The organism is Mesorhizobium sp. WSM4828, assembly GCF_055811175.1.
On record NZ_JBVVQK010000034.1, the window covers coordinates 39,398 to 52,474 of the forward strand.

Sequence of the window (13,077 nt, forward strand, 5' to 3'; positions counted from 1 at the left end):
CCCGGGGGGGGGGCGGGCCCCCCGGCGGGCGGGTGCCCCCCCCCCCCCCCCCCCCTGGGGGGGGGGGGCCCCCAAAAATCCCCCCCGGGGGGGTGTGGGGGGGGGGGGGGGGGCCCCGGAGCAACCTCGCCGACCCCACCCCGTCTCGCAGTCTCCGCTTCGCTTCGACTACTCGCCGACCCTCCCCTCGAGGGGGAGGGTTAGAGCCGCATTCTCAAATCGCCGCAGTAATAATAATCTCGACCAGATATTCCGGTCCGGCAAGTTTCGCTTCGCCGGTGGCGCGGGCCGGCGTGTTGCCCTGTGGTACCCATTTGTCCCACTCCGCGTTCATCTCGGCAAAGGTGCTCATGTCGGCCAGCCAGATGATCGCCTGCAGGATCTTGGTCTTGTCGGTGCCGGCCTTGGCCAGCAATTCGTCGATCGCCGCCAGAATGTCCCTGGTCTGGGCACCGACGTTTCCGCCCGGCTTGCCGACCTGACCGGCCAGATAGACGGTGTTGCCGTGGATGACGATCTGGCTCATGCGCGGGCCTACATCGATGCGACGAATGCTCATTGGATATTCCTTCTCCTCTTGTCAGCTGCGCCTGTTTAGGGGCCGGGTTCGCCGGGGGCAAGGTGGCTCGAGCGGAACCTCTTGAGCCAAGCCAAAGCACACAACAAGACGGTCCGGCCGCAATTCCGCCCGATTGGCTTGTTGACTAATGTAATAACATCACATATCGAATCCGCCCCTGCAGCACCGATCGTCGCCCCATGGATCGTCACATGAGCCAAACCTGCCTGACCTTCCGCGACCTGACGCTGGGCTACAACAGCCACCCAGCGATCCACCACCTCGATGGTACGATCCGCAAGGGGTCGTTGACGGCGGTCGTCGGCGCCAACGGCTCCGGCAAGTCGACGCTGATGAAGGGCATCGTCGGCGTCCTGAAGCCGATGGCCGGTGCGGTGATCCGGGCACCCGGCGTGCGCGCCGCCTATCTGCCGCAGCAATCGGAACTGGACCGCTCCTTTCCGGCCCGGGTCGTCGACCTGGTTTCGCTGGGCCTGTGGCCGCGGCGCGGCATGCTCGGCCGTTATACAAGAGAAGACCGCGACTCGGTCAGCAAGGCGCTGATGGCCGTCGGCCTCGGCGGTTTCGAGAAGCGCCCGATCGACACGTTGTCAGGCGGCCAGCTGCAGCGCACCCTGTTTGCCCGCGTGCTGTTGCAGGATGCCGAGCTCATCCTGCTCGACGAGCCGTTCAATGCCGTCGACAGCAAGACCGTCGGCGACCTGATCGCGCTGATCAAGCGCTGGCACGGCGAGGAACGCACAATCTTGGTGGTCGTCCACGATCTCGATCTGGTGCGGCAGAATTTCCCCGAAACGCTGCTCCTGGCGCGCCAGCCGGTCGCCTGGGGCGAGACCAAAGAGACGCTGCGGCCGGAGAATCTGTTGCGCGCGCGCCGCTTCCACGAAGCCTGGGAAGACAACGCGCCTTGGTGTGAGCCCGGCGAGCATGATCACGAGCACGGCAGCCACGAGCACAGCCACGACCATCATCACGGCTCCGGGCCGAGGGCGGCATGATGGACGTGCTTTATGGTCTTTTCGTCGCTCCTTTCGCCGACTACGCCTTCATGCAGCGGGCGCTCGCTGGTTCGATGATGTTATCGCTCGGCGCTTGCCCGGTCGGCGTGTTCCTGATGCTGCGGCGCATGAGCCTGTCAGGCGACGCCATGGCGCATGCCATCCTGCCCGGAGCTGCCGCGGGCTTCCTGTTCTATGGCCTGGAAATCCTGCCGATGACGATCGGCGGACTGATCGCCGGCATCATCGTGGCGCTCGGCGCCGGCGCCGTCTCGCGCTTCACCATCCAGCGCGAGGACGCCTCGATGGCGGCCTTCTATCTGATTTCGCTGGCTATCGGCGTGCTCATGGTGTCGGTCCGCGGCTCCAGCGTCGATCTCATGCATGTGCTGTTCGGCACCGTGCTGGCGCTCAACAACGAGGCGCTAACGCTGATCGGCGGCATCGTATCGGTGACGCTGGCCAGCCTCGCCATCTTCTGGCGGGCGCTCGTCGCCGAATGCCTCGACCCTTTGTTCCTGCGCTCGGTCAGCCGGATGGGCAGCCCGGTGCATTTCATCTTTCTCGGCCTCGTCGTGCTCAACCTCGTCGGCGGCTTCCAGGCGCTCGGCACCTTGCTGTCGGTCGGGCTGATGATGCTGCCGGCAGCGGCCGCCCGTTTCTGGACCTCGCGCGTCGAGCCTATGTGCGTGCTGGCCACAGTGATCGGCTTTGCCTCCTGCATTGCCGGACTGCTGTTATCCTACCATGCATCGCTGCCCTCCGGCCCGGCCATCATCCTGTCCGCCGGCGTCGTCTATTTCGCCTCGATCCTGTTCGGCACGCGCGGCATCCTGCGCGCCCGCATCGTCCATCACCGCCACAGAACTGCCTGATCCCAACAAGGAGAACCTGTCCATGCTGAAATCGATCCGCGCCGCATTGGCCGTGAGCGTTATAACATTAACCGCCCTTAGCGCGTCGTCGGCCTTTGCTGAGCCGTTGAAAGTGGTCGCCAGCTTCACCATCATCGCCGATTTCGCCAAAAATGTCGGCGGCGACAGGATCGATCTGACCACCATCGTCGGGCCGGACGGCGACGCCCATGTCTACGAGCCGAGTCCCGCCGATGCGGTGGCGATGGCCAAGGCCGACATCGTGCTGGTCAACGGCCTGCATTTCGAAGGTTTTCTGCAGCGCCTGGTCGACGCGAGCGCCACCAAGGCTTCGATTGCCGTGCTGACCAAGGGGGTAACGCCGATCAATTTCAAACCCGAATTCGCCGAGGCCGATGCCGCCGAAGGCGCGGAAACCGATGGTGGCAAGACGGTCACCGATCCGCATGCCTTCCAGTCGATCGCCAATGCCAAGATCTATGTGAAGAACATCGCCGACGCCTTTTGCACGGCCGACGCTGCGGGTTGCGACAGCTACAAAGCCAATGCAGCCGCCTATACGCAAAAGCTCGATATGCTTGAGGGCGAAGTGCAGGCGGCGATCCAGTCGATCCCGCAAGAGAAGCGCGTCGTCATCACCTCGCACGACGCCTTCGGCTATTTCGAAAAGGCCTACGGCTTGACGTTCCTGGCCCCGGAAGGCGTGTCGACCGAGTCGGAGCCCTCCGCCGCCGACGTGGCCAAGCTGGTCGGCCAGGTGAAGCAGGACAAGGCGGCGGCGATCTTCGTCGAGAACATCACCAACCCGCGGCTGATCGAGCAGATCGCCAGCGAGACCGGCATCAAGGTGGGCGGCACGCTCTATTCCGATGCGCTGTCACAGCCCGACGGCCCGGCCGCGACCTATATCGACCTGATGCACAACAACATCGCCCAGATCAAAGGCGCGATCCTCGGCAGCTGAGCCGACCGATCCGGTTCATCCGGCCGGGCTGGCGCATGATGCGTCCTGGCGACGTGCGGCGTTAGTCCGGCTGGATTTCCGGCATCGAAATCTCTATCTGCGCGGATGGATTTCTTTTCGCGCGGATTGCCGACCGGGTCAGGGAGTGGCAAGACTGCCGCTAACCAGATTGCGAGGACACCGCCATGGAATACCGTCAGATCAGCGAGGACTATTCGGTCTCCGGCCAGATCCAGCCCGAGGATGTCGCGACCATCAAGGCCGCCGGCTTCAAGAGCGTGATCTGCAACCGGCCGGACGACGAGCAGCCGGGACAGCCGTCGGCCGACACCGTCAAGGCGGCGGTCGAGGGCGCTGGGCTCGCCTTCCGCTACATCCCGGTCATCAGCGGCCAGATCACGGCCGAGAATGTCGAGGACCAGGCCGAGGCGCTCGACGAACTCGAGGGCCCGGTCTTCGCCTATTGCCGGTCCGGCGCCCGCTGCACCAATCTTTATGGGCTGATCCAGCAGCAGAAGGGGTGACTGGCTAGCCGCCGCGATCCTTCGCACCCCCCTCTGTCCTGCCGGACATCTCCCCCGCAAGTGGGGAGATTGGATGCCGCGTTGGCTTTCGCCAATTTTCAATGTTGCGGAGTGGGGCACGAGGTCAGAGCTGCCGATCTCCCCCCTTGCGGGGGAGATGGCCGGCAGGCCAGACGGGGGTGCTGTCCCTCCGACATATCGCGCTCAATTCACCCAGCCTAAATCGGCAGCGCGCCGGTTTCCTTTAGCGTCTCCAGCACGATCGCCGTCTTCACGTGCTGCACCGATTCGTGCGGCAGGAGCACGCTGTTGACGAATTCCGACAATGATTTGAGATCGGGCGTCACCACCTTCAATATGTAGTCCATCTCGCCCGTCAGCGCATGCGCCTCCTGCACCTGCGGCAGCCGCGCGACCAATTCGCCGAAACGCCGCGCATTGTCGCGGTTGTGGGTGGCGAGCGTCACCGAAATGACGTTGACCAGGGAAAAGCCGAGCTTGTCGCGGTCGAGCACTGCCCGGTAGCCCTTGATATAACCGTCCTCCTCCAGCCGCTGGCGACGGCGCGAGCATTGCGACGCTGACAGGTTCACCCGTTCCGACAGGTCGTTGTTGGTCAGCCGTGCATCGCCCTGCAGCAGAGCCATTATCTTGCGGTCAAACTGGTCGATGCGCGCCTCATCCATGAATTTCGGCTCCGCAGTGCACAACTCGCGCATGACCAGACCATTTCAAGCGTTTGAATGCAAGCAATTTGCACTCGCTCCGCGCTATGATTGGGCAGAAATGGCCGACGCGGCCAATGCCAGATTTCGGGCCAGATTTCGGAGCAATGCCATGGGTCCCTTCCCGCACGACGCACCGCCCGCCAAGATCAGCAAAACCAATCCCGCCGGTACCGACGGCTTCGAATTCGTCGAATTCGCGCATGCCGAGCCGGAAAAGCTCGCCGAGCTGTTCACCCGCATGGGTTATGTGCCGGTGGCCAAGCACCGCAGCAAGGACATCACCGTCTGGCGGCAGGGCGACATCAACTATGTCGTCAATGCCGAGCCCGGCTCGCATGCGATGAAATTCGTCGATAAGCACGGCCCTTGCGCGGCCTCGATGGCGTGGCGGGTGGTCGATGCCAGGCATGCCTTCGATCACGCGGTGGCCAAGGGCGCGACGCCCTATGAAGGCGCCGACAAGGCGCTTGATGTACCGGCGATCGTCGGTATCGGCGGATCGCTGCTCTATTTCATCGAAACCTACGGCGAGAAGGGCTCGGCCTATGACGCCGAGTTCGACTGGCTGGGCGAGCGTGACCCCAGGCCGGAAGGCGTCGGCTTCTATTATCTCGACCACCTGACCCACAATGTCTATCGCGGCCAGATGGACAGATGGTGGGATTTCTACCGCGACCTGTTCGGTTTCAAGCAGATCCATTTCTTCGACATCGACGGCAAGATCACCGGCCTGGTCAGCCGCGCCATCACCTCGCCCTGCGGCAAGATCCGCATCCCGCTGAACGAGTCCAAGGACGAGACCAGCCAGATCGCCGAATATCTGAAGAAGTACAATGGCGAGGGCATCCAGCACATCGCCGTCGGCACCGACGACATTTATGGCGCCACCGACAGGCTGGCCGCCAACGGCCTGAAGTTCATGCCGGGACCGCCGGAGACCTATTACGAGATGTCTTATGCCCGTGTGAACGGCCATGAAGAGCCGATCGAGCGCATGAAGAAGCACGGTATCCTGATCGACGGCGAAGGCGTCGTCGACGGCGGCACGACCAAGATCCTGCTGCAGATTTTTTCGAAAACCGTGATCGGCCCGATCTTCTTCGAGTTCATCCAGAGGAAGGGCGACGAAGGTTTTGGCGAGGGCAATTTCCGCGCTCTGTTCGAATCGATCGAGCAGGACCAGATCAAGCGCGGCGTGCTGAAGGTGGACGGCAAGGCAGCGTAGCCAGCTCGGCCGAGGTGGCTTGTGGTTTGATCAGTTATGACCTAAATTCTGGTCATAAAGGATCGCGTCATGAATGTTTCCATTGCCGAAGCCAAAGCCAAATTGTCGGAACTCGTCAGCCGCGCGGAAGCCGGCGAGGAGATCGTGCTCACACGCCACGGCAAGGTGGCGGCGCGTATCGTACCTCCGGCAGTGGCCGAATCCCTGCCGCGCATCGGCGCATTGAAGGGCAAGATCTGGATTGCGGACGATTTTGATGAACTCGGTCCCGAGTGGGATGAGTACGTGAAATGACGGTCGGCCCGTTTCTCGCCGACACACACATCATCCTCTGGTCGATTTCGGACGATCGGCGTCTCAGCGAGCACCACCGCGCTATTCTGGCTTCGGAAGCGGTGGTGTTCGCGAGCGCGGCAAGCGTCTGGGAAATCGCCATCAAACGTTCGATCAGAAAACTCGATGCGCCGGACGACCTGTCGACGCTGCTTCCAAGGATGCAATTTCAGCCGCTCGCCGTTACCTATCAGCACGCAAACGCCGTCGGCAGCCTACCCCACCACCATGGTGATCCGTTCGACAGACTTCTGATTGCGCAGGCGCAAATGGAGAATCTCACCATCCTTACATCCGACCCGCATTTCGCCAGTTACGATGTGGCTTTGGCATAATTAGCCAAGCAGTTGGTCTCGCAGTCCCAGCCGCTCGACTTCGGCTTTCCTCAACTTAACATCGTAATCGAGGAAGAACTCGTCGAGTTGCGGCGGCGCGACCGAGGTGCCGGACAGCATCGCGTGCACCTGGCCGCGATGATGGATGTCGTGGATGAAGAGATGGGCGAGCAGGTCGCCGATGCGCTCAGGGATCATACCGTCCTCGCGCCGGTCGGTGACGACGCGGCGCTCGATATCGTCCGTCGACAGGCGGTCGCAAAAAGCGATCAGCCGCCGGTCGGCCTCCGCCCGCTTGCCGACGAGCGCGTCCGCTTCGTCGAAGAGCAAGAACTCATCATAGGCGGCGGCGCCGAGGCCGCCCTCTTCGAGAAAATCGAGATAGAGATAATCGACCGCCAGGATATGGTTCAGCGTTGCCTTGATCGATGGGAAGAAGCTGGTTCGTTCGGCCTCGAATTCGCCAGGCTCAAGCTGCAGCACGGCACGATAGAGCCGGTCGTTGGACCACAGATTGTTGCGCGCCATGCGGCGGAAATGACCGAGCAGGTCCATGACTTCACGCCGGTAACTGGACCAAAGACACACCTGCCCACATGAGAGCAAATCCAGCGAGAACAATCAGCAGCAGCCCGATCATGCGCCGCCGCATGGCCTGCGTTTCCTCGTCGCCTGCGACGTTCGTGTTGGTGACGGTGTGGAACATCATCGCCTTGCGCGGAAAGCCGCTGCGATTGGTCAGGCCGGGCGAGCGCGCCTCGATGCGATAGCTCAGCCGGATCGCCAGGATGAAGATCGCCAGCATGGCAAGTGCCCAGACACCGCACAGCAGATAGAATGTCTCGCCCGTCACTCTCTTGCCCCCTCGTATTTCTCGACCTTCTGCTCGATGGCGCCGAAGATCGAATGCCCGCCCCTGTCCTTCATCTCGATGCGCACGGTATCACCAAAGCGCAGGAACGGCGTTTTCGGTTCGCCGGCTTCGATGGTCTCGATCATACGCAACTCGGCGATACAGGAATAGCCGGCGCCGCCTGCCGAGACAGGCTTGCCCGGCCCGCCATCGAGCTTGTTGGAGACGGTGCCCGAACCGACAATGGTGCCGGCAGCCAGCGGCCGCGTTTTTGCGGCATGAACAATCAACGCCGGAAAGTCGAAGGTCATGTCGATGCCGGCGTTCGCCCGGCCGAACGGTTTGCCGTTGACATCGACCAACAGCGGCAGGCTGACCTTGCCGCCGTCCCAGGCATCGCCGAGTTCGTCCGGCGTTACCGCCACCGGCGAAAAGGCTGATGACGGTTTCGACTGGTAGAAGCCGAACCCCTTGGCGAGTTCGGGTCCGGTCAGGCCGCGCAGCGTCACGTCGTTGACCAGCATGACCAGCCGGATCGCTGCCCGCGCCTCATCGAGGCCTGCACCCATCGGCACGTCGTCGACAATGACAGCGACCTCGCCTTCCAGGTCGATGCCAAGGGTCTCGTCGGTCATGCGGATTGGGTCGCGCGGTGCGAGGAAAGCGTCCGAGCCGCCCTGGTAGATCAGCGGATCGGTCCAGAAGCTTGCCGGCATCTCGGCGCCGCGCGCCTTCCGCACCAGCTCGACGTGGTTCACATAGGCCGAGCCGTCGGCCCATTGGTAGGCGCGCGGCAGCGGCGAATGGGCGTCATGCTCGTGAAAGCGGGCCGACGGCACTGCATTATTCTCCAGAGATTCGGCCATCGCAGCGAGATGCGGCGCGATCCGATGCCAGTCGTCGAGCGCGGCCTGCAGCGTCCGCACCAGGAACGAAGCGTCGGTAAACCGCGTCAGGTCGCGCGAGACAACGACGATCTTTCCGTCGCGCGTCCCGTCCTTCAATGTGGCAAGCTTCATGCGGTTTCCTCTCCTGGCGCAGCTTTGGCGCTGCTTAATTCCACAACAAGGCCGTCGCGGGCGATCGTCAAGTCGCCGGCCCATGTTTTCCTGACGGCGGCAATCCAGTCGGCCTCGCCAATCTCGGGATCGTCGGCCGGAATGAGGTGGTTGAGGACCAGTCTTTTGACGCCTGCATCGCTGGCGATGCGGCCGGCCTCCTCGGCAAAGCTATGGCTGGCAAGCAGGTGTTCTCTTAGCCTTGCACCATTGCCGGTCTTAGCAACCAGCCGCTCGATGCCTTCTTCCAGCACGGCCTCGTGGACCAGAACGTCGGCGCCCTCGGCGAAATCCGCCAATGGCGGAAAGAACGCCGTATCCGACGAAAAGACGACGCCTTGCCCCGCATGATCGAAGCGCAGCGCAAAGCAGTCCGTCACCGGCGGGTGGTCGACGCGCAAGGCCGATATTTTGAGACCGCGCTCTTCGGCCACTTGGCCTTCAGCAAACTCGACGATCGACACCAGGTCGCGGAGATCCGGCCTGCCTTCATCGGCGATGCGGATCTCGATGTCGAATTCCATTGCCTGGCAAAAGCGCTGCCAATAATGGCCGATGCCGGGCGGGCCGAACAAAGTGACGGGCGCCGCCAGGCCGGCCGTCCAGGCGGTGTGGATGAGAGGTCCGAGTTCCAGCACATGGTCGGAGTGCAAATGCGTGATGAAGATCAGGTCGAGCGCCTTCAGACTGACGCCGGCGTCGGTCAACCCGCGCGTTACGCCCAGCCCGCAATCGACGACGAGGGTGCGGCCGCCAATCTCCAGCAGCGACGAACTCGGCCACGGTCCGCCCGGCCGGAGCGCCGGACCACCCTTCGAGCCGAGAAGCACCAGACGATCCGTCATGCGACGGCGCTCAAGACCAGTCGCCCTCGGGCGTGCCGTTGAAGCGTTTCTTCAGATCGGCCCAGCAGTCGATGTAATTGTCCTGCCGGGTTTCGAGCTCGGCGCCATAGCGGGTCACCATCTGCGGAAAGCGTGTCTCGAACATGAAGGCCATGGTGTTGTCGAGCTTGACCGGTTTCAGCTCCGCGCGCGAGGCTTTTTCGAAGCCAGACGCATCGGGTCCGTGAGCCAGCATCATGTTGTGCAGGCTGATGCCGCCGGGCACGAAGCCCTCTTCCTTGGCATCGTACTGGCCGTGGATCAGGCCCATGAACTCGCTCATGATGTTGCGGTGATACCAGGGCGGCCGGAAAGTGTTTTCCGCCACAAGCCAGCGCGGCGGGAAGATGACGAAATCGGTATTGGCGGTGCCTTCCTCGCCGCTCGGCGCGGTCAGCACGGTGAAGATCGATGGATCGGGGTGGTCGAACAGGATCGCGCCGACCGGCGAAAAGGTCGCAAGATCATATTTGTAGGGCGAATAATTGCCGTGCCACGCCACCACATCCAGCGGCGAATGGTCGATCTCGGTGACATGGAACTGACCACACCATTTCGCGATCAGCCGGCACGGCGTCTCCTTGTCCTCGAACCAGGCACAGGGTGTCTTGAAATCGCGCGGATTGGCCAGGCAGTTGGCGCCGATCGGGCCGCGATCCGGCAGCGTCAGCTTGGCGCCGTAATTCTCGCAGACATAGCCGCGCACTTCGGCATCCACCAGTTCGACCTTGAACACCAGACCACGCGGCAGCACGGCAATCTCGCCCGGCCTGAGTTCGATAACACCCATCTCGGTGACGAAGCGCAAGGCTCCAACCTGGGGCACGACCAGCAACTCGCCGTCGGCGTTGAAGAAATGATCGTCGGCCATCGAACGGTTGGCGACATAGACATGCGCCGCCATGCCGGTTTGGCCGAGCACGTCGCCGGCGGTGGTGATCGAGCGCATGCCGGCGATGAAGTCTGTCGGTACCTTCGGCATGGGTACGGGGCTCCAGCGGTACTGGCCGAGAGCGAGCTGGTGGTCGCCGACATTCGGCGCGCTTTTCCAAAGCGGATAATTCGCCGCTTTGAAGCGACCGGTGTGCCTGACGCTCGGCCTTATCCGATAGAGCCAGGAGCGCTCATTGGTGCCGCGCGGCGCAGTGAAAGGAGAGCCCGACAGCTGCTCCGCATAGAGGCCATAGGCCGGCCGTTGCGGCGAGTTTCGCCCCTGCGGCAGCGAGCCCGGCAAAGTCTCGGTTTCGAAGTCATTGCCGAAACCCGGCATGTAGGAAAAGGCCATGGCATCCTCCCGAATTCGTAGTCCCGGAGCGTCCGGAGGGCGCTCCGGGTTGACCAGATTGGTTTCATTTGTAACCATTGAAAATGTAACCATCAACGGTGATTTCGGCATGGGGCGCCAGCATGCCCAGTCAGGGCCAACTATGGAAATCCTCGAACTCGAATCCTTCCTGCCTTACCGGCTCTATCGGCTTGCCGATGCCGTCAGCCGGGAATTCGCAAGGGTCTACAAGGACCGCCACGGCTTGACCCGGCCCGAATGGCGCACGCTTGCGGGACTTGGACAGCACGGCACGATGACGGCGACCGCACTCGGCGAGCAATCGGCCATGCACAAGACCAAGGTTTCCCGCGCGGTCGCCGAACTCGAGCGGCGCCGCTGGCTCGTCCGGACTCCGGACGAAAAGGACCGCCGTGTCGAGCATCTGGCGCTGACCAAGGCTGGCGTTGCCGCCTATCGCGAGATGGTGCCGCTGGCGAAGGCGTTCGAGCGGGAGTTACTGGACAAACTGAGGAGTAGCGACCGCGCGGCAATTGAGGCAGCATTAGCCGCCCTGGAGGGTCGTTTGGGACGAGCCGAGGTTGGGATCGAAGCCAATCATTTTGAACGAAGGGCTAGCCAGTGCTTGGCATTTGTCGAGTAAGTGACCAGTCTTCGGCGACAACTTCGATCGTGTCGTCGCGAAAATAAAACAGGAACTGCCGCGAGTTAGGTCCATCTTGCGACAGAATTTCCCAATCGCTGTCGCCGATTGACCGGCTATCGCCGATCACCTCGTAGAACTCGCCCCATTTGGGAGCCTGCTTGCTGTACAGGCCTTTACCTGAGAACCAGGCGTGATCATTTGTGGAGTCCCATCGCCAACGGCTGCAACCGATGAAACGAAGGGTTCCTGTCTCTCCGCTCCTGGCCTCATAGGCCGATGAGTTCAACAGAAAGGTAAGCTGAACTGTTTTATCCTCAACGGTCAGTTCTACATTCGGAGCGTTGGGCTCAGCGTTCCAATCCAGGTTCAGGTGTCGGAAAGATAATGGCGTCACCAGTCCATCACCACCTTGCCGGAGTTACCACTCTTCATCGCCTCGAAACCCGAAATATAGTCGTCGATGCCGATACGGTGCGTGATCAGGCCGCTGACGTCGAGAGGCCCCTGCACCAGCGCGATCATCTTGTACCAGGTCTCGAACATTTCGCGGCCGTAGATGCCCTTCAGATGCAGCATCTTGAAGATGACCTTGTTCCAGTCGATTTCGAAGCCCGTCGGCGCGATGCCGAGAATGGCTATCTTGCCGCCATTGTTCATGGTGTCGATCATGTCGCGGAAGGCAGGCGCGGCACCCGACATTTCGAGGCCGACGTCAAACCCCTCGGTCATGCCGAGCGCCGGCATCACGTCGCGCAGCTTTTCCTTCGATGCGTCGACGACATGCTGGACGCCGAGCTTTTTCGCCAGTGCCAGGCGCACCGGGTTGATATCGGTGATGACCACTTTTCGCGCACCGACGCACTGCGCCACCAGTGCGCCCATGATGCCGATCGGCCCGGCGCCGGTGACCAATACGTCCTCGCCGACGAGATCAAAGGACAATGCGGTGTGAACCGCATTGCCCAAGGGATCGAATATCGCCGCGATCTCGTCCGGTACGTCATCGGGGATCGGCACGACATTGTGCTGCGGGATCGCCAGGTATTCGCCAAAAGCGCCCGGCCGGTTGACGCCGACACCAAGCGTGTTGCGGCACAGATGCCCCCTGCCCGCCCGGCAGTTGCGGCAATGGCCGCAGACGATATGGCCTTCACCGGAAACACGCTGGCCGAGTTTGTACTCGGTGACGGCCGCGCCGAAATCGGCGACGGTTCCGACGAATTCGTGGCCGGTCACCATCGGCACCGGCACGGTCTTTTGCGCCCACTGGTCCCAATTGTAGATGTGGACGTCGGTGCCGCAGATCGCCGTCTTCCTGATCTTGATCAGCACGTCGTTCGGACCGATTTCCGGCACCGGCACTTGTTCCATCCAGATGCCCGGCTCGGCCTTGGCCTTGACCAGCGCCTTCATCATGTTCGACATTCTTTTGTCCCCAGAACCTTGGTCGCTTGACTCTCTTGATCCGGAATCGCTTTTCGGTTCCGGCCGTTCAGGAAATCACGCCGAGTTCGCGACCGACTGCGGCGAACGCCTCAACCGCACGATCGATGTCGGCGCTGGAATGGGCGGCCGACATCTGCGTGCGGATACGCGCCTGGCCCCTCGGCACCACTGGGAAGGAGAAGCCGATGACATAGATACCGCGCTTCAGCATCCGCGCCGCCATTTCCTGCGCCAGCGTCGCGTCGCCCAGCATCACCGGGATGATCGGATGGTCGGCGCCGGCCAGTGTAAAGCCGAGCCTGCCCATCTCGGAGCGAAACCGCGCTGCGTTGGCATATAGGCG

General features: G+C 62.3%; 18 protein-coding genes. 8 read left to right on the plus strand and 10 right to left on the minus strand.

Annotation, left to right across the window (positions count from 1 at the left end; genetic code table 11):
- Positions 1–214 precede the first annotated feature (214 nt).
- Complete coding sequence (locus tag AC0L2X_RS27780) at positions 215–559, minus strand: RidA family protein (protein WP_473561371.1); 345 nt, start codon at positions 557–559, stop codon at positions 215–217.
- 212 nt (positions 560–771) lie between these two features.
- Here AC0L2X_RS27780 and aztA point away from each other — a divergent pair, with 212 nt between their 5' ends.
- From aztA to AC0L2X_RS27800, 4 genes are all read left to right on the plus strand, one after another.
- Positions 772–1,578: a zinc ABC transporter ATP-binding protein AztA gene (gene aztA, locus AC0L2X_RS27785; RefSeq protein ID WP_473561369.1), complete on the plus strand. Its 807-nt coding sequence runs from the start codon at positions 772–774 to the stop codon at positions 1,576–1,578.
- Positions 1,578–2,453 carry a zinc ABC transporter permease AztB gene (gene aztB / locus AC0L2X_RS27790; RefSeq protein WP_473561387.1) on the plus strand — a complete coding sequence of 292 codons (876 nt, stop codon included), beginning with the start codon at positions 1,578–1,580 and terminating at the stop codon, positions 2,451–2,453. The genes aztA and aztB overlap by 1 nt, the downstream gene beginning before the upstream one ends.
- A gap of 22 nt (positions 2,454–2,475) precedes the next feature.
- A complete protein-coding gene (gene aztC / locus AC0L2X_RS27795; protein ID WP_473561367.1) occupies positions 2,476–3,417 on the plus strand; it encodes a zinc ABC transporter substrate-binding protein AztC in 942 nt (313 codons plus the stop codon).
- A 185-nt stretch (positions 3,418–3,602) separates the two neighbouring features.
- Complete coding sequence (locus AC0L2X_RS27800) at positions 3,603–3,941, plus strand: protein tyrosine phosphatase family protein (protein ID WP_352525398.1); 339 nt, start codon at positions 3,603–3,605, stop codon at positions 3,939–3,941.
- Between the two features lie 218 nt (positions 3,942–4,159).
- On the opposite strand, the gene AC0L2X_RS27805 is transcribed toward AC0L2X_RS27800, so the two are convergent.
- Positions 4,160–4,627: an Lrp/AsnC family transcriptional regulator gene (locus tag AC0L2X_RS27805; RefSeq protein ID WP_254817488.1), complete on the minus strand. Its 468-nt coding sequence runs from the start codon at positions 4,625–4,627 to the stop codon at positions 4,160–4,162.
- A 151-nt stretch (positions 4,628–4,778) separates the two neighbouring features.
- Here AC0L2X_RS27805 and hppD point away from each other — a divergent pair, with 151 nt between their 5' ends.
- The 3 genes from hppD (at position 4,779) to AC0L2X_RS27820 (ending at position 6,562) form a co-directional block, all read left to right on the plus strand.
- Positions 4,779–5,894, plus strand: coding sequence for a 4-hydroxyphenylpyruvate dioxygenase (gene hppD, locus AC0L2X_RS27810; RefSeq protein WP_473561365.1), 1,116 nt, complete (start codon positions 4,779–4,781; stop codon positions 5,892–5,894).
- Positions 5,895–5,963: 69 nt separating this feature from the next.
- On the plus strand, positions 5,964–6,188 hold the full coding sequence (locus AC0L2X_RS27815; protein ID WP_023717195.1) for a type II toxin-antitoxin system Phd/YefM family antitoxin: 225 nt from the start codon (positions 5,964–5,966) through the stop codon (positions 6,186–6,188).
- Entirely contained in the window at positions 6,185–6,562 is a 378-nt protein-coding gene (locus AC0L2X_RS27820) for a type II toxin-antitoxin system VapC family toxin (RefSeq protein ID WP_473561364.1), read from the plus strand. Before AC0L2X_RS27815 ends, AC0L2X_RS27820 begins: the two co-directional genes overlap by 4 nt.
- On the opposite strand, the gene AC0L2X_RS27825 is transcribed toward AC0L2X_RS27820, so the two are convergent.
- The 5 genes from AC0L2X_RS27825 to hmgA are packed head-to-tail and all read right to left on the minus strand — an operon-like array spanning position 6,563 to position 10,642.
- The gene (locus tag AC0L2X_RS27825; protein ID WP_473561362.1) at positions 6,563–7,117 is read right to left on the minus strand and encodes a DinB family protein; all 555 of its coding nucleotides are present in this window, start codon (positions 7,115–7,117) and stop codon (positions 6,563–6,565) included. It lies immediately after the preceding gene.
- Positions 7,118–7,121: 4 nt separating this feature from the next.
- Entirely contained in the window at positions 7,122–7,415 is a 294-nt protein-coding gene (locus AC0L2X_RS27830) for a hypothetical protein (protein ID WP_352490144.1), read from the minus strand.
- Positions 7,412–8,434 carry a fumarylacetoacetate hydrolase family protein gene (locus tag AC0L2X_RS27835; RefSeq protein ID WP_473561361.1) on the minus strand — a complete coding sequence of 341 codons (1,023 nt, stop codon included), beginning with the start codon at positions 8,432–8,434 and terminating at the stop codon, positions 7,412–7,414. The genes AC0L2X_RS27830 and AC0L2X_RS27835 overlap by 4 nt, the downstream gene beginning before the upstream one ends.
- The gene (locus AC0L2X_RS27840; protein ID WP_473561359.1) at positions 8,431–9,318 is read right to left on the minus strand and encodes an MBL fold metallo-hydrolase; all 888 of its coding nucleotides are present in this window, start codon (positions 9,316–9,318) and stop codon (positions 8,431–8,433) included. The genes AC0L2X_RS27835 and AC0L2X_RS27840 overlap by 4 nt, the downstream gene beginning before the upstream one ends.
- A gap of 10 nt (positions 9,319–9,328) precedes the next feature.
- Positions 9,329–10,642, minus strand: a complete 1,314-nt coding sequence (hmgA, locus tag AC0L2X_RS27845) for a homogentisate 1,2-dioxygenase (RefSeq protein WP_473561358.1) — start codon at positions 10,640–10,642, stop codon at positions 9,329–9,331.
- A 142-nt stretch (positions 10,643–10,784) separates the two neighbouring features.
- Between hmgA and AC0L2X_RS27850 the strand changes: the two genes are divergently transcribed.
- Positions 10,785–11,285 (plus strand): MarR family winged helix-turn-helix transcriptional regulator, encoded by a 501-nt coding sequence (locus AC0L2X_RS27850; protein ID WP_473561385.1) that lies wholly within the window; start codon positions 10,785–10,787, stop codon positions 11,283–11,285.
- Here the strand turns inward: AC0L2X_RS27850 and AC0L2X_RS27855 are convergent.
- From AC0L2X_RS27855 to AC0L2X_RS27865, 3 genes are all read right to left on the minus strand, one after another.
- The gene (locus tag AC0L2X_RS27855; protein WP_473561356.1) at positions 11,257–11,682 is read right to left on the minus strand and encodes a hypothetical protein; all 426 of its coding nucleotides are present in this window, start codon (positions 11,680–11,682) and stop codon (positions 11,257–11,259) included. The two genes, AC0L2X_RS27850 and AC0L2X_RS27855, sit on opposite strands and share 29 nt — an antisense overlap.
- Positions 11,679–12,713 (minus strand): L-threonine 3-dehydrogenase, encoded by a 1,035-nt coding sequence (gene tdh, locus AC0L2X_RS27860; protein ID WP_352663022.1) that lies wholly within the window; start codon positions 12,711–12,713, stop codon positions 11,679–11,681. Before tdh ends, AC0L2X_RS27855 begins: the two co-directional genes overlap by 4 nt.
- Before the next feature lie 67 nt (positions 12,714–12,780).
- Positions 12,781–13,077 (minus strand): aminotransferase class I/II-fold pyridoxal phosphate-dependent enzyme (locus AC0L2X_RS27865; protein ID WP_473600716.1); only part of this gene is annotated, 297 nt, incomplete at its 5' end.

What these genes read in the sequence shown, in the direction of transcription:
- AC0L2X_RS27815 (WP_023717195.1), top strand. Translation starts at nt 5,964, where the DNA reads ATGAATGTTTCCATTGCCGAAGCCAAAGCCAAATTGTCGGAACTCGTC.
- hppD (WP_473561365.1), top strand. Translation starts at nt 4,779, where the DNA reads ATGGGTCCCTTCCCGCACGACGCACCGCCCGCCAAGATCAGCAAAACC.
- aztB (WP_473561387.1), top strand. Translation starts at nt 1,578, where the DNA reads ATGGACGTGCTTTATGGTCTTTTCGTCGCTCCTTTCGCCGACTACGCC.
- AC0L2X_RS27850 (WP_473561385.1), top strand. Translation starts at nt 10,785, where the DNA reads ATGGAAATCCTCGAACTCGAATCCTTCCTGCCTTACCGGCTCTATCGG.
- AC0L2X_RS27825 (WP_473561362.1), bottom strand. Translation starts at nt 7,117, where the DNA reads ATGGACCTGCTCGGTCATTTCCGCCGCATGGCGCGCAACAATCTGTGG.
- AC0L2X_RS27800 (WP_352525398.1), top strand. Translation starts at nt 3,603, where the DNA reads ATGGAATACCGTCAGATCAGCGAGGACTATTCGGTCTCCGGCCAGATC.
- AC0L2X_RS27805 (WP_254817488.1), bottom strand. Translation starts at nt 4,627, where the DNA reads ATGGATGAGGCGCGCATCGACCAGTTTGACCGCAAGATAATGGCTCTG.
- tdh (WP_352663022.1), bottom strand. Translation starts at nt 12,713, where the DNA reads ATGTCGAACATGATGAAGGCGCTGGTCAAGGCCAAGGCCGAGCCGGGC.
- AC0L2X_RS27820 (WP_473561364.1), top strand. Translation starts at nt 6,185, where the DNA reads ATGACGGTCGGCCCGTTTCTCGCCGACACACACATCATCCTCTGGTCG.
- AC0L2X_RS27835 (WP_473561361.1), bottom strand. Translation starts at nt 8,434, where the DNA reads ATGAAGCTTGCCACATTGAAGGACGGGACGCGCGACGGAAAGATCGTC.
- hmgA (WP_473561358.1), bottom strand. Translation starts at nt 10,642, where the DNA reads ATGGCCTTTTCCTACATGCCGGGTTTCGGCAATGACTTCGAAACCGAG.
- aztC (WP_473561367.1), top strand. Translation starts at nt 2,476, where the DNA reads ATGCTGAAATCGATCCGCGCCGCATTGGCCGTGAGCGTTATAACATTA.
- aztA (WP_473561369.1), top strand. Translation starts at nt 772, where the DNA reads ATGAGCCAAACCTGCCTGACCTTCCGCGACCTGACGCTGGGCTACAAC.
- AC0L2X_RS27780 (WP_473561371.1), bottom strand. Translation starts at nt 559, where the DNA reads ATGAGCATTCGTCGCATCGATGTAGGCCCGCGCATGAGCCAGATCGTC.
- AC0L2X_RS27840 (WP_473561359.1), bottom strand. Translation starts at nt 9,318, where the DNA reads ATGACGGATCGTCTGGTGCTTCTCGGCTCGAAGGGTGGTCCGGCGCTC.